This is a genomic window from Hydrogenophaga taeniospiralis (assembly GCF_020510445.1).
Taxonomy (GTDB): domain Bacteria; phylum Pseudomonadota; class Gammaproteobacteria; order Burkholderiales; family Burkholderiaceae_C; genus Hydrogenophaga.
In genome coordinates, this window is sequence record NZ_JAHBAG010000001.1 from 3,429,785 (window position 1) to 3,443,334 (window position 13,550).

The 13,550-nt window shown below is 64.4% G+C and carries 12 protein-coding genes and 1 pseudogene; 11 read left to right on the forward strand and 2 right to left on the reverse strand.

The window, feature by feature from the left end; all coding sequences use genetic code 11:
- Positions 1-13: 13 nt before the first annotated feature.
- Genes KIH07_RS16380 through KIH07_RS16400 form a run of 5 tightly spaced genes read left to right on the forward strand, consistent with a single transcriptional unit; the run spans position 14 to position 5,009 of the window.
- Complete coding sequence (locus KIH07_RS16380) at positions 14-2,137, forward strand: hypothetical protein (protein ID WP_226492988.1); 2,124 nt, start codon at positions 14-16, stop codon at positions 2,135-2,137.
- Positions 2,118-3,071 (forward strand): UDP-glucuronic acid decarboxylase family protein, encoded by a 954-nt coding sequence (locus tag KIH07_RS16385; RefSeq protein WP_226492989.1) that lies wholly within the window; start codon positions 2,118-2,120, stop codon positions 3,069-3,071. Before KIH07_RS16380 ends, KIH07_RS16385 begins: the two co-directional genes overlap by 20 nt.
- The gene (locus KIH07_RS16390) at positions 3,068-4,015 is read left to right on the forward strand and encodes a glycosyltransferase (protein WP_226492990.1); all 948 of its coding nucleotides are present in this window, start codon (positions 3,068-3,070) and stop codon (positions 4,013-4,015) included. The genes KIH07_RS16385 and KIH07_RS16390 overlap by 4 nt, the downstream gene beginning before the upstream one ends.
- Positions 4,015-4,416, forward strand: a complete 402-nt coding sequence (locus KIH07_RS16395; RefSeq protein WP_226492991.1) for a GtrA family protein — start codon at positions 4,015-4,017, stop codon at positions 4,414-4,416. Before KIH07_RS16390 ends, KIH07_RS16395 begins: the two co-directional genes overlap by 1 nt.
- On the forward strand, positions 4,413-5,009 hold the full coding sequence (locus tag KIH07_RS16400) for a hypothetical protein (RefSeq protein WP_226492992.1): 597 nt from the start codon (positions 4,413-4,415) through the stop codon (positions 5,007-5,009). The genes KIH07_RS16395 and KIH07_RS16400 overlap by 4 nt, the downstream gene beginning before the upstream one ends.
- Positions 5,010-5,037: 28 nt before the next feature.
- Here the strand turns inward: KIH07_RS16400 and KIH07_RS16405 are convergent, their stop codons facing one another.
- Positions 5,038-5,892 (reverse strand): hypothetical protein, encoded by an 855-nt coding sequence (locus KIH07_RS16405; protein ID WP_226492993.1) that lies wholly within the window; start codon positions 5,890-5,892, stop codon positions 5,038-5,040.
- 112 nt (positions 5,893-6,004) lie between these two features.
- A complete protein-coding gene (locus tag KIH07_RS16410; RefSeq protein WP_226492994.1) occupies positions 6,005-7,159 on the reverse strand; it encodes an acyl-CoA dehydrogenase family protein in 1,155 nt (384 codons plus the stop codon).
- Between the two features lie 200 nt (positions 7,160-7,359).
- Here KIH07_RS16410 and KIH07_RS16415 point away from each other — a divergent pair, with 200 nt between their 5' ends.
- The 6 genes and pseudogenes from KIH07_RS16415 (at position 7,360) to KIH07_RS16440 (ending at position 13,515) form a co-directional block, all read left to right on the forward strand.
- Positions 7,360-8,565, forward strand: coding sequence for an acetyl-CoA C-acetyltransferase (locus tag KIH07_RS16415; protein WP_226492995.1), 1,206 nt, complete (start codon positions 7,360-7,362; stop codon positions 8,563-8,565).
- A gap of 19 nt (positions 8,566-8,584) precedes the next feature.
- Positions 8,585-10,744: a 3-hydroxyacyl-CoA dehydrogenase NAD-binding domain-containing protein gene (locus KIH07_RS16420; RefSeq protein WP_226492996.1), complete on the forward strand. Its 2,160-nt coding sequence runs from the start codon at positions 8,585-8,587 to the stop codon at positions 10,742-10,744.
- Positions 10,745-10,863: 119 nt separating this feature from the next.
- Positions 10,864-11,331: pseudogene (locus KIH07_RS16425) on the forward strand (GNAT family N-acetyltransferase); the annotation flags it as partial.
- On the forward strand, positions 11,328-12,227 hold the full coding sequence (locus KIH07_RS16430; protein WP_226492997.1) for a DMT family transporter: 900 nt from the start codon (positions 11,328-11,330) through the stop codon (positions 12,225-12,227). The pseudogene KIH07_RS16425 and the gene KIH07_RS16430, both read left to right, overlap by 4 nt.
- 77 nt (positions 12,228-12,304) lie before the next feature.
- The gene (locus KIH07_RS16435) at positions 12,305-12,922 is read left to right on the forward strand and encodes a chromate transporter (RefSeq protein ID WP_226492998.1); all 618 of its coding nucleotides are present in this window, start codon (positions 12,305-12,307) and stop codon (positions 12,920-12,922) included.
- On the forward strand, positions 12,919-13,515 hold the full coding sequence (locus KIH07_RS16440; RefSeq protein WP_226492999.1) for a chromate transporter: 597 nt from the start codon (positions 12,919-12,921) through the stop codon (positions 13,513-13,515). The genes KIH07_RS16435 and KIH07_RS16440 overlap by 4 nt, the downstream gene beginning before the upstream one ends.
- Positions 13,516-13,550: the final 35 nt, after the last annotated feature.

The following is a 13,550-nucleotide window of genomic DNA, read 5'->3' on the forward strand; positions in this document are numbered from 1 at the left end:
TGATAATCAGAACATGTCAATGCGCATCAGGGCCTTTTTTTTGAAAGCGGTACTTCCGAGTCTGGTGGTATCGCTTTTTTATTTGTTCAGCCACCTTCTTGGCCACACCCTGGGCATTCAGTTCGAACTGTTTTCAGAGAAATCCGGCGCTGTTTCCATCCATCACACCGTCCGGAGTGATCAATTCAGCGGCAAGGATGTCATTGTCGTCAAGACGTACCCGAATCGCTGGCGCTCGGTGCGCTTCCAAGTGTTCAGCCTGGCCAGCATCAAGGCCATACGAATGGGTCTGTCGAAAGGAAGTTCTGGAATCAAGATCAGAAATTTCCGCCTGATCAATGAACGGCAAAATCGGCAGTTAAACCTGACCGATGAGCTCGCGCACACGGCATCTCATGATTTGACGGTGACAAGCGCGGGCGAAGAGGAAGCTTTGTTGACCGTGAATGGCAGTGATCCATACATCACCCTGCCGATTGAAAAAAAATTCTTCTCCTATGCATGGAGCGAAATACTCAGCAATGTATTTGCCGTGTTCTTGCCGTGCCTGGTTCTTTTTGCAGCAATTCATCTTTGGTTTGAAATTCGGAAACCAACCACCACAGAGGGCTCTGCCGCATCCCGTTTTCGAGGTGGGTGGTTGAGTGCTTCAATTGCAATCTGCCTCATTTTGACCGGTCTGTCCGCATACAGAATATCGACCACTCCAATCCGCGGAGACGCTTCAGAGAATTTGGCTATTGCCTTCAATCTTTACAAGAATGACACTTTTTCTCACCTGATCGAGGAAAACCCCAGCCCGACAAATTTCAGAGAGCCCATACCACCATTGGTCACGGCCATTTATCTGACGATGCTGGATGGATATTTCGGCGATTTCGAATACCATGACTTGCTGGAAGGCAGCCTGACCTACTCGGTCAAACTCGTTAATCTTTTCTGGATTTTCTGGGGCCTTCTGGCTGTGTTTCTGGTTGCGGAAATGGCGTCAAAAAGCCCCTCCGTCGGCTTGGCGTCGGTGTTTCTTTCCCATGTTTTCTTTTTTAATTGTCCATTGTGGATTGACACGCTTTACACCGAACTTCCAGCGGCCGCCCTGCTGGCCTGGGTGGCCTACCTGAGCATGCTATCGATCACGCACAAGTCCAGGGTGATCAAAGTGCTGCTGGGGCTGTTGGTGGGATTGTTGATTCTGACAAAGGGCATCTTTCTTTACGCTTTTGCATTCATTATTTCAGTGCTGATACTTCTGTCAATGCAGCCCAGGGGTCAAGCTCGGGAGAGGCTGCTCGGCGTTGCAATGATTGCCATCGCTTGCGTCGTTTCCCTTGCTCCATGGGCCTGGAGAAACCACACGGTCCTTGGATCTCCAACGGTGTCCACCATGCGCGGGGGAGGTGTTATCTACTATCGTTCCATGCTCAATGAAATGAATGGAGATGAGGTCAAAGGCACATACTACTTGAATGGCCCATACCTCTACAGACTCATCGCTGATCGGATTGGATGGGGCCCGGTCAGAGGAGATTTCGATTTGGGGGGGCGGTGGGCTCGCCTGAACATTGGCCCATCCAGGTTTCAGGAGTCGGATCGGGTGGCGAGGCTTGGCGGGCACCCGGAGGCAACGATCAGCTTCCACCAAAAAGCCTCGGCGGTATTCGTAGAGAAAATCAATAGATACAAAGAAATCAATGAAAAAACTCCCGAGTTGATGGCCGACAAGGAAATGGGGCGAGAGGGCATGCACAGCATACTGACCCATCTGGACCGCCATCTCATGATGAGCATTCCATTTTTTTGGCAAGGCTTCTGGAGCTTCGCGCATGATGCAGGCATCCCGTTTCTTACCAGTCGGGTGGCGTTCGAAAATCTCATCAATTTCGTCAATGCCATTGCCGGAATTTCTGTCCTCTACCTCTTCACCGCTGGGATCCGCCGAAAAAACTGGTCGCAGCTGTTGGTTGTTGTCCCGGTTGTGGTGACATGGGTTTTTTATACGGCGGTTTCTCAAAATCTGCCCCGCTTCTTTGCTCCAACCCATCCGCTGATGCTGGTGGCTTTGGTCCTGATGGTTCACAGGTTTTCTGGGGCCGGCAATTACTTTCTGGAACGTTCTCATGCGCAATACAAATCGTAAACGTGTCCTCGTTACCGGTGGCGCCGGCTTTCTGGGCTCCCATCTGTGTGATCGCCTGCTGGCCGAGGGCAACGACGTTCTGTGCGTGGACAACTTCTACAGCGGCGCCAAGGACAACGTGGCGCACCTGATGGGCAACCCGCATTTCGAGCTGATGCGCCACGACGTGACCTTCCCGCTCTATGTGGAGGTGGATGAGATCTACAACCTGGCCTGTCCCGCCTCGCCGGTGCACTACCAGTGGGACCCGGTGCAGACCACCAAGACCAGCGTGCACGGCGCCATCAACATGCTGGGTCTGGCCAAGCGCACCAAGGCCCGCATCTTCCAGGCATCCACCAGCGAGGTGTATGGCGACCCGGAAATCCATCCGCAGCAGGAAAGCTATTGGGGCCGGGTCAACCCGATCGGCATCCGCTCCTGCTACGACGAGGGCAAGCGTTGCGCCGAAACCCTGTTCTTCGACTACCACCGGCAGCACCAGGTGGACATCAAGGTCGCTCGCATCTTCAACACCTACGGCCCGCGCATGCACCCCAACGACGGGCGCGTGGTCAGCAACTTCATCGTGCAGGCGCTGCGTGGCGAAGACATCACCATCTACGGCGATGGCTCGCAGACGCGCAGCTTCTGTTATGTGGACGACCTGATCGAGGGCTTCACCCGCCTGATGGCCAGCGATGCCGGGGTGACGGGCCCCGTCAACATGGGCAACCCCCACGAGTTCACCATCCGCGAGCTGGCCGAAGCGGTGTTGAAGAAGGTCGGTGGCGGCTCCCGGCTGGTGTTCAAACCGCTGCCGCAGGACGACCCCAAGCAGCGCCAGCCCGACATCACCCTGGCCAGGTCCGTGCTGAACTGGGAGCCCCAGGTCCAGCTGGACGCAGGTCTGGACAAGACCATCCACTACTTTCGCCGCCGCCTCGCCGAATGAGCACACCAAAGCACCCCATCATCGTCGTGACCCCGGTCTATGAAGACCGGGAAGCCAGCGGCCGCCTGTTTCAGGAGCTGGCCGGCCAGTTCGACCGCGAGGTCTTCGTGATCGCGGTGGACGATGGCTCGGTGAAGCAGCCGCTGACCATCGACAGCCTGCGCGGCGCCGGCATCGACGGCGTGATCCTCAAACTGCGCCGCAACGTGGGCCACCAGCGCGCCATCGCGATCGGTCTGGGCTATGCGTCCGAGTTCGTCCAGCCCCACCAGCGTGTGGTGGTCATGGACTCCGACGGCGAGGACCTGCCCTCGACCATCCCGCCCCTGCTCGCGGCGCTGCGGAGCGACGACGTGGACGTGGTGGTCGCCCGGCGCAAGAGCCGCGTAGAAACCCTGCGCTTCAAGGCCTTCTACGCCGTCTACAAGCGCTTCTTCCGCCTGATGACGGGCCGGGCCATCAGCTTCGGCAACTTCATGGCGATCAAGCCCCACGCGCTCCGGCGCCTGGTCGCCATGCAGGAGCTGAACATCCACGTGGCCGGTGCGGTTCTGGCGTCCAAACTGCGCACCGAGGCCTGCTCCCTGGATCGCGGCCCCCGCTACGCCGGCCACTCCAAGATGAACTTCGTGGGCCTGACGCTGCACGGCTTCAAGGCCCTGATGGTGTTTGCCGAGGACGTGCTGGTGCGGGTGGGCATCGCCTGCGCCGTGATTGCGGCCTTGTCGGTGATCAGCACCTTCGCCGCGGTTGCCCTCAAGCTGCTCGGGTTCTCCACACCCGGCTGGTTCTCGCTGGTGCTGGGCATTCTGGTGCTCATGTTCCTGCAGACCGGCGCGCTGGCGCTCATGACGCTGATGCTGACCGGCGTGGTGCGCGGTGGCACGGTGACCACGGCGATCGCCTACCGCGATTTCGTGGAACAGATCCTGGAAACCGACTGATGGTGCAGGACCTGGCCCGGCGGCACGGCGGCGAGATGCTGCGCTACGCCTTCAACGGACTGCTGGCCACCGCGGTGCACTACGCGGTGCTCACCTACAACCTGGAGGTGCTTCGTTTTGCCTCCGCCGGGTTGGCCAACCTCTGCGCCGCGGTGGCCGGCATCGCGGTGTCGTTTCTCGGCAGCCGCTACTTCGTCTTCGGGCGCAGCGGCGAAGCGCTGCTCGGGCAGGCGCTGAAGTTCAGTGGCCTGTATGGGCTGATCGCCATCGTTCACGGCGGTGTGCTGATGGTGTGGACGGACTGGCTCGGGTTGGACTACCGCCTGGGCTTTGTGCTGGCCACCGCCCTGCAAATCGCCCTGAGTTATCTCGGCAACAAGTTTCTGGTGTTCAAAAAATGAAATTCCTGCGCGCGCTCGTCGCCACGGTGCTGTTTCTGGCTCTGTTGGTCGTGGTCTATCTGCTGCACATCCGCTTCCTGGCCATCGACGTGGTGTTTTACGCAGCCATCGCCGACGGCATCATCGCGGCCCTCGCCACCGGCGCGCTGGTGTTCGCCCTGGGCTACTTCCGGCCGCTGGGCGGGTTCGAGAAGCTGCAGCTGGTGGTGATCTGGCTGCTGACGGGCTACTGCCTCGCCATCTCCGTGCCAACCGTGATCGACCGCTCCCTGTCGTTCTACATCCTGGAAAAGATCCAGCAGCGCGGTGGCGGCATCCAGCACCAGCGCTTCGCCGAGGTCTTCACCCAGGAGTACATGAACGAGCACCGCCTGGTCGATGTGCGCCTGACCGAGCAACTGGCGTCCGGAACCATCGTGATCCAGAACGGCTGCGTCAAGCTCACCGACAAGGGCCAGCGCATCGCCCGCGCGGGGCGCTACTTCCGGCAGCATTTCCTGCCCAAGAAGCGCCTGCTCATGGGCGAGTACTCGCCGGACCTGACCGACCCTTTCCGCAACAGTGCGACTGCCGTTGACTACCAGTGCCGTTGAGCCGGCGCGGGCCTGACCCGGCCCCGATTCAGCGGGCCGCCGTCTCGTCGACCTGAATGGCCAGGCCCCACCCCCCCGTGTTGTCTCCCAGCGCATCGTCGTTCACGCAGAACTCCAGCGGGCCGTTCGCGTTCACCACGAACTCCGTCCGCTGCGCCTGACCCTGCACCAGTTGCACCTGTCCGGCCACCGGATTCACGACGCGCAACACCAGCGAATGGCGCCGCATCGTGGGGAACGGAAAGGCCCCGCTGACAGGGCCGGCATTGCCCTCCGGACCATTGATGCAGCCGTTGAACAGGCAACCGAAATTCATGTCGCTGTTGGATGGCAGCTCATCGATGATGACCCGGCTACCGATGCGCAGATCGACCATATCCGGCAGGCTGTTGCAGGGCTTGCCCAGTTTCGCCCCCATCGCCAGAATGAAGGCGGCGTTGTGCCGGATCGACCCGTCCGACTGCTTCGTGGCGTGCATCAGGTGAAAAGGGAACCGGGCTTCGCCCACACAGTTGGCCACCGAGTAGGCATGCACCTGTTTTGGCCCTGGCCAGCTGTGGATCATCTGGCCCGCCGAGGGGCGCGAGTAGCGGTGGTCCATGCCGATCCAGGTCCTGGAAGTGGTCGCGGCGAAGTCACCCGCCCTGTTCTGCGAGAAGCCGTCGCCCCAGTTGACACCGATCGTTCCACAGGTACCGTGCCCCTGGATCGCGAACGAATATTGCTGTGTGTTCGACAGCCCGCACACATTGCTCGCCGCGTCGCACTCCAACCGGTGGCCGGTGACCAAACCCAGGCCTGTGATGCCGTGACCGCACCCTGACAGGACCCCGCCGACCACCAACGCGGACACGCCGCCCATGCGTTTGAACCAGGCTTTCATGTTGTTCCTCCAGACGTTGGTACAAAACCCCCTCGGGTACTTTGCGCCCCAAGTTCAAGGCAGTCCACCCCCGCCTGGGGGACGAGGCCCAAGGGGATCCCGGGCCGAATCGTCAACGCGCACCCAGCCCCATGCCGCGCGAGATCACCTCTTTCATGATCTCGTTGGTGCCGCCGTAGATGCGCTGCACACGCGCATCCGCATAGGCTCGGGTGATCGGGTATTCCCACATGTAGCCGTAGCCGCCGTGCAGCTGCACGCACTCGTCCATCACCTTGCACTGCAGGTCGCTGCACCAGTACTTGGCCATGCTGGCGGTCGCGGTGTCGAGCTTGTCCACCGCCACCAGCTCGCAGCACTTGTCCACGAACACGCGCGCCACCTGCACCTCGGTCTGCAGCTCGGCCAACGTGTAGCGGGTGTTCTGGTAGCTCGCGACCGGCTGGCCGAAGACCTTGCGGTCTTTCACGTACGCCACCGTCCAGTCAATGGCGGCCTGCGCCGCCGCCACCGCGCCGATGGCGATCTGCAGCCGTTCCCAGGGCAGTTGTTCCATGAGGCAGATGAAGCCCCTGCCCTCGCCCCCCAGCAGGTTCTCGGCGGGCACGCTGACGTTGTCGAAGAACAGCTCCGACGTGTCCTGCGCCTTCATGCCCAGCTTCTTCAGGCGCTTTCCCTTGCTGAAACCCGGCATGCCCTGCTCCACCAGCAGCAGGCTGGTGCCCTTGGCGCCGGCGGCCGGGTCGGTCTTGGCGACCACGATCACCAGATCGGCGTGCCAGCCGTTGGTGATGAAGGTCTTGCTGCCGTTGAGCAGGTAGCTGCCGTCCGGTTGTTGGATGGCCGTGGTCTTCACGCCCTGCAGGTCGCTGCCGGCGGCGGGTTCGCTCATCGCAATGGCGCCCACCATCTCGCCCGTGGCCAGCAACGGCAGGTACTTCTGCTTCTGCGCCTCGGTGCCGTAGTGCAGGATGTACGGCGCCACGATCTCGCTGTGCAGACCGAAGCCGATGCCGCTGACCCCGGCGCGTGCGATCTCCTCCATCTGCGCCACCGAGTACAGCTTGTCGGCCCCGGCCCCGCCATACGCCTCCGGCATGGTCATGCAGAGAAAGCCGTTCTCACCGGCCTTGCGCCAGACGGCACGGTCCACATAGCCCTGCTCTTCCCAGCCCCCGTGAAAAGGGGCGATCTCCTTTTCCACGAAGCGGCGAAAGCTGTCGCGGAAGGCTTCGTGGTCGGTGTTGAACAGGGTGCGGTCGATCATGGGGTGCTCTTGGGTGCTGGGGTTGCCGTGGGTATCGGAAAGCGCGGCAATGTGCATGATGGCGTGGTGTCGCTGGTTGGACGGCGGCACCACCATTTTCACAAAGCATTTGCTTGGCAAAAGTCTATACTGATCCGCAGGAACCGCAAATCACCTTTCGGCGGGCGTGTGGCCCGGCCCGTCAACCTGGAGACAAGCCCATGAGCGAAGCATTCGTATTCGACGCCATCCGCACCCCACGCGGCAAGGGCAAGAAGGACGGCAGCCTGTACGAGGTCAAGCCAGTCAACCTGCTGGCCGGCCTGCTGCGCGAGCTGCAACACCGCAACCACCTGGACACCTCGGCGGTGGACGACGTGGTGATGGGCGTGGTCTCGCCCATCGGTGAGCAAGGCTCGGTGCTGCCCAAGGTGGCCGCGCTCAAGGCCGGCTGGGACTGGCGCTGCTCGGGCGTGCAGCTCAACCGCTTCTGTGCCTCGGGCCTGGAGGCTGTGAACATGGCCGCCATGAAGGTGAAGAGCGGTTGGGAAGACCTGGTCGTGGCCGGCGGTGTGGAGAGCATGAGCCGCGTGCCGATCGGCTCCGACGGCGGCGCCTGGGCGCAGGACCCGGAGACCAACAGCGCCACGCTGTTCGTGCCGCAAGGCATCGGCGCCGACCTGATTGCCACGCTCGACGGCTTCACGCGCGAGGACGTGGATGCCTTCGCGCTCGAATCGCAGAAGCGCGCCGCGGCCGCCCGCGCAGCCGGGCATTTCCAGCACTCGGTGGTGCCGGTGAAAGATCCTTTGGGCCAGATCATCCTGGCGGTGGACGAGTTCATCAAACCGCACACCACCATGGCGGGTCTGGCCGGTCTGAAGCCCGCCTTCGATCAGCTTGGCGTCATGGGCTTCGATGCGGTGGCGCTGCAGCGCTACCCGCAGGTGGAGCGCATCCACCACGTGCACCACGCCGGCAATTCGTCGGGCATCGTGGACGGCGCGGCGGCCCTGCTGATCGGCAGCGAGGCCGCGGGCAAGACCCACAGCTTCACGCCGCGCGCGCGCATCGTGTCAGTGGCGCTCTCGGGCGCGGACCCGACCATCATGCTCACCGGCCCCATGCCGGCGGCGCGCAAGGCGCTGGCCAAGGCCGGCCTCACCATCGACCAGATCGACCTGTTCGAGGTGAACGAAGCCTTTGCCGCCGTGCCCATGCGCTTCATGCGTGAGATGGGCGTGCCGCACGAGAAGCTGAACGTGAACGGTGGCGCGATCGCGCTGGGCCATCCGCTGGGTGCCACCGGCGCGATGATTTTGAACACGCTGATCGACGAGCTGCACCGGAGAAAGCTCAGGTATGGCCTGGCGACCCTTTGCGTGGGTGGCGGCATGGGCATCGCCACGATCGTTGAACGCATCTGAACCGAGCGGGGACACCAACATGATCACCAAGACCATCCGCTATCAACTCGCCAATGGCATCGCCACCATCACCTTCGACGAACAGGACTCCCCCGTCAACACCATGTGCCTGCAGTGGCAGGACGATCTGGACGCTGTGACCACCCAAGTGCTCAAGGACCGCGAGCAGATCAAAGGCATCGTGTTGGCCTCGGCCAAGAGCACCTTCTTTGCCGGTGCCGACCTCAAGGGCGTGATGCGCTCGACCGCCGCCGACGGCCACCGCATGTTCACCGAAATCGAGCGCATCAAGCGCAATTTCCGCAAGCTGGAAACGCTGGGCGTGCCGGTGGTGAGCTGCCTCAACGGTGCCGCGCTCGGTGGCGGCTGGGAGGTGGCGCTGGTGGGCCACCACCGCATCGCGCTCAACAACCCCAAGGTGCAGTTTGGCCTGCCCGAGATCACGCTGGGGTTGATTCCCGGCGGCGGTGGCATCACCAAGATGACCCGACTGCTGGGCCTGGTGGCCGCGCAGCCCTACATCCTGGAGAGCAAGCTCTTCGGACCCGAAGAGGGTTTGAAAATTGGCGCGATCCACGAGCTGGTGACCGCGCCCGAAGAGCTGCTGCCGCGCGCGCTGGCCCACATCGAAGCCTCGCAGGGCAAGCCCGAGGCCTGCCAGCACCCCTGGGACCGCAAGGACTACAAGATGCACGGCGGCACGCCAAGCCACCCCAAGATCGCGGCCATGCTGAGCGTGGCGCCCGCGGTGCTGAAGCAGAAGACGCGCGGTCTCTACCCCGCGCCCGAGGCCGCGCTGGCCGCGATGGTCGAAGGCGCCATGGTGGACTTCGACACCGCCATGCGCATCGAGAGCCGCTACCTCGCCGGGCTCATGACCGGCCCGGTGGCCCGGAACATGATCAACACCTTCTTTTTCAACATGAACGCCATCAAGGCCGGCCAGAGCCGACCGAAGGACGTGCCGCGCTACAAGCCGCAGAAGGTGGGGCTGCTGGGCGCCGGCATGATGGGCTCGGGCATCGCCTATGCCCAGGCCAGCCGCGGCATCGCCACCGTGCTGAAGGACGTGAGCATGGAAGCCGCCAACAAGGGCAAGGCCAACAGCCTGAAGGTGACGCAGCCGCGCGTGGACAAAGGCCGCATGAGCGCGGCCGAACAGCAGGCGCTGCTGGCGCGCATCACGCCCACCGCGAGCACCGCCGACCTGCGGGGCTGCGACCTGATCATCGAGGCGGTGTTCGAGCACCGCGAACTCAAGGCGGCGGTCACGCACGAGTCCGAGCCCATGCTGGCCGAAGGCGGTTTCTTCGCCAGCAACACCTCCACCCTGCCCATCACCAGCCTGGCCAAGGCGAGCGCGCGGCCACAGAAGTTCGTCGGCATCCACTTCTTCAGCCCGGTGGACAAGATGAAGCTGGTGGAGATCATCCGCGGCAAAGAGACCGACGACGAAACCATCGCCCGCGCCTACGACTATGTGCAGGCGCTGGGCAAGCTGCCGATCGTGGTGAACGACGCGCGCGGCTTCTACACCAGCCGCACCTTCGGCACCTTCGTGATGGAGGGGGCGGCCATGTTGGGCGAAGGCATTCCGGCGCCGGTGATCGAAAACGCCGCCATGCAGGCCGGCATGCCGGTGGGGCCGCTGGCCGTGCTGGACGAGACCGCGCTCTCGCTATCGGTGCACGTGCTGGAACAGACCCGTGCCGACTATGCCGAAGAAGGCCGCCACTACGACACCACGCCGGGCGAACACCTGGTTGAACAGATGGTCAAACAGCACCACCGCGGCGGCCGTGCGGCGGGCGGTGGTTTCTACGACTACCCCGCCGGGCAGAAGAAAACCCTCTGGCCCCAGCTCAAGACCCTGTTCGAAAGGCCCGGTGTTGCGTGGGACCTGCAGGACGTGAAGGACCGCCTGCTCTACCGCCAGGCGGTGGAGACGGCGCGCTGCCTGGCCGAAGGCGTGCTCACCAGCGTGCACGACGGCAACATCGGCTCCATCTTCGGCATCGGTTTCCCGGCCTGGACCGGCGGCGCGCTGCAGTTCATCTACGGCATGGGCATTGAGGCGTTCGAGAAACGCTGCGCCGCACTGGCGGCGAAGTTCGGCCCGGGTTTTGCGCTGAGCGACGCCACCAAGGCCGCGATCCGCCAGCACCAGCCGGTGTACTGAACGCCTTCCCGACCAGCGACGAAGCGAGCCACGTCAACGGCACGGTGATCGAAGTTTCTGGCGGCATGTCGGTCTGAATCGGTCTGAATATGGAAGCACATCTTTCCTCCGGCGCCCACCTGCGCGACCCGCGCCCGGGCGACATGGGCTGGGTGATCCAGCAGCATGGCGAGCTCTACTGGCGCGAATACGGCTGGAACGCCGAGTTCGAGGCAATGGTGGCCGGCATCGTGGCCGGCATGATGAAGCGCCACGACCCAACCTGGGAGCGCGGCTGGATCGCCGAGCTCGACGGCGAGCGCGTGGGCTCGGCCTTTGTGGTGCGCAAGAGCAAGACCGTGGCCCAGCTGCGCCTGCTGATCCTCACGCCCGCGGCGCGCGGCCTGGGTCTGGGCGGGCGGCTGACCGACGAGTGCATCGCCTTCGCGCGCGCCAAGGGCTACCGCAAGATGGTGCTCTGGACCAACCACAACCTTGAGGCCGCGCGCGCCATTTATGCCAAACGTGGCTTCGCCCTGGTGGACAGCGAGGCACACCACAGTTACGGGCGCGACCAGGTGGGTGAGCACTGGGAACTCCCCCTGTGAACCTGGCCCTGCTGGCGGCCGCGGCCACCGGCGTGCAGGTGGGTGCGACCATCGTCGCCTCGCGCTACGTGGTGGCCGAGGTGCCGCCGCTCACACTGGCCCTGCTGCGTTACGCCATCGGTTTCCTGAGCCTGCTGCCCTTCGTGTGGCGACCGCTGCGGGCGCACCCCTGGCCGGCGGGCACCGCCCGACCACCGGGCCGCGACCTGCTGGCCATGGCCGCGCTGGGCGTGGGCCAGTTCGCCCTGCTCATCGCCTTGCTCAACCTCGGCCTGCAGCACGTCGGCGCGGCCCGCGCGGCGCTGATCTTCAGCCTGTTCCCCCTGCTCACCCTGCTGCTCGCGGGCGCGCTGGGGCAGGAACACATCACGCCGGGCCTGCTCACGGGCGTGGGGTTGTCGATCGCCGGGGTGGGGCTGTCGCTCTGGCCGCGGCTGGCGAGCGGCGGCACCGGCCACTGGTGGGGTGAAGCCGCGGTGCTGGGCAGCGCACTCACCGGCGCGGTGTGCAGCGTGCTCTACCGCCCCTACCTGCGCCGCTACCCCACGGTGCCGGTGTCGGCCCTGGCCATGGGCGTCTCGGTGCTGTGTCTCGCGTTGCTGGCCCTGCTCGAACACTGGCCGCAGCGCGTGGGAACCCTGGCTCTGGGCACCTGGGCGGTGGTGGCCTTCATCGGCCTGTCCAGCGGCGCCGGCTACTTCGCCTGGCTGTACGCGCTCAAGCACGAATCGCCCACCCGCGTCACGGTGTTTCTCGCGCTCAACCCGGTCACGGCGGCGTTGCTGGGTGCCGCGTTGCTGGATGAACCCGTCGACGGATTCGCGCTCGGCGCCCTGGTGCTGATCGCGCAGGGCCTGTGGCTGGCCACGCGGCCCGTCAGACCGCGCCCGCGCTGACATCCCCATCCGATGCGGGCCTGCGCGCAATACCACGACAGCCCCTGGGGCCAGAACGGGCGCCCGATAATCGGGCCATGCCCGCCCCAGCGAACACCCTCACCCCGGCCATCGACGCCGCCCCCAACCACCCCCGATCCAAAACCGACCTCTTCATGTCCTTCACCTGGCTGGCCCTGCAGGGCTTTGGCGGCGTGCTGGCGGTGGTGCAGCGCGAGCTGGTGGAGAAAAAACGCTGGATGACGCGCGAACAGTTCGTGGAAGACTGGGCCGTGGCGCAGATCATGCCGGGCCCCAACGTGGTCAACCTCTCGATGATGATCGGCGGGCGCTATTTCGGTCTGCCGGGCGCACTCGCGGCGCTCGCGGGCATGCTGGCCGCACCGCTGGTGATCGTGCTGCTGCTGGCCGCGCTCTACGGCAGCGTGGCCGACAGCGCCACCGCACAAGGCGCGCTGCGCGGCATGGGTGCGGTGGCCGCCGGGCTCATCACCGCCACCGGCATCAAGCTGATCGCCGCGCTTGGCAAGAACGCCATGGGCATCGGGGTGTGCATCGCCCTGGCGGTGCTCACCTTCGTGGCGATCGCCCTGCTGCGCTGGCCGCTGGCCTGGGTGCTGCTGGGCCTGGGCGGTGCGGCCTGCTTGTGGGCGTATCGGGTGCTGGGCCAGCGCCCAAACGGGGAGGCTCCATGAGCATGGCCCCCACGCTGACGAACTGGACCGACCTGTTCCTGCATTTCGCCTCGCTCTCGCTGCTGGCGGTGGGCGGCGCCATCACCACCGCGCCCGACATGCACCGCTACCTGGTGGGCGAACAGGGCTGGCTGAGCGAGGCGCAGTTCACCTCGTCGATCGCGCTGTCGCAGGCCGCGCCCGGCCCGAACGTGCTGTTCGTTGCCCTGCTGGGCTGGAACGTGGGACTCAACGCCGGTGGCGGCCCGTCGGCTGGCTGGCTCGCCTGGGCGCTGGCGCTGCTGGGTGTGCTGGTGACGCTGGTGGCGATCATGCTGCCCTCGTCCATCCTCACCTACACCGCCACCCAGTGGGGCCACCGCAACCGCGAGCTGCGCGCGGTGCGCGCCTTCAAGGCGGGCATGGCGCCCATCGTGATCGCGCTGCTGATCGCCACCGGCTGGCTGCTCAGCGCGGCCCACAACCAGCCGGCGCGCGACTGGCCACTGTGGTTGCTGACGGCCGCCGCTGCCGTGCTGGTGTGGCGCACCCAAATACACCTGCTGTGGCTGATCGGTGCCGGCGCGGTGCTGGGGGCGCTGGGTCTGGTCTGAGAGGCTGAGCGCCCGAGGCGCTCGGGCCGAGCCGG

Bases quoted from the DNA above. Each gene is read 5' to 3' on its own strand.
- KIH07_RS16415 (WP_226492995.1), top strand. From the start codon at position 7,360: ATGAGCGAAGCATTCGTATTCGACGCCATCCGCACCCCACGCGGCAAG.
- KIH07_RS16420 (WP_226492996.1), top strand. From the start codon at position 8,585: ATGATCACCAAGACCATCCGCTATCAACTCGCCAATGGCATCGCCACC.
- KIH07_RS16440 (WP_226492999.1), top strand. From the start codon at position 12,919: ATGAGCATGGCCCCCACGCTGACGAACTGGACCGACCTGTTCCTGCAT.
- KIH07_RS16380 (WP_226492988.1), top strand. From the start codon at position 14: ATGTCAATGCGCATCAGGGCCTTTTTTTTGAAAGCGGTACTTCCGAGT.
- KIH07_RS16395 (WP_226492991.1), top strand. From the start codon at position 4,015: ATGGTGCAGGACCTGGCCCGGCGGCACGGCGGCGAGATGCTGCGCTAC.
- KIH07_RS16390 (WP_226492990.1), top strand. From the start codon at position 3,068: ATGAGCACACCAAAGCACCCCATCATCGTCGTGACCCCGGTCTATGAA.
- KIH07_RS16385 (WP_226492989.1), top strand. From the start codon at position 2,118: ATGCGCAATACAAATCGTAAACGTGTCCTCGTTACCGGTGGCGCCGGC.
- KIH07_RS16405 (WP_226492993.1), bottom strand. From the start codon at position 5,892: ATGAAAGCCTGGTTCAAACGCATGGGCGGCGTGTCCGCGTTGGTGGTC.
- KIH07_RS16435 (WP_226492998.1), top strand. From the start codon at position 12,305: ATGCCCGCCCCAGCGAACACCCTCACCCCGGCCATCGACGCCGCCCCC.
- KIH07_RS16410 (WP_226492994.1), bottom strand. From the start codon at position 7,159: ATGATCGACCGCACCCTGTTCAACACCGACCACGAAGCCTTCCGCGAC.
- KIH07_RS16400 (WP_226492992.1), top strand. From the start codon at position 4,413: ATGAAATTCCTGCGCGCGCTCGTCGCCACGGTGCTGTTTCTGGCTCTG.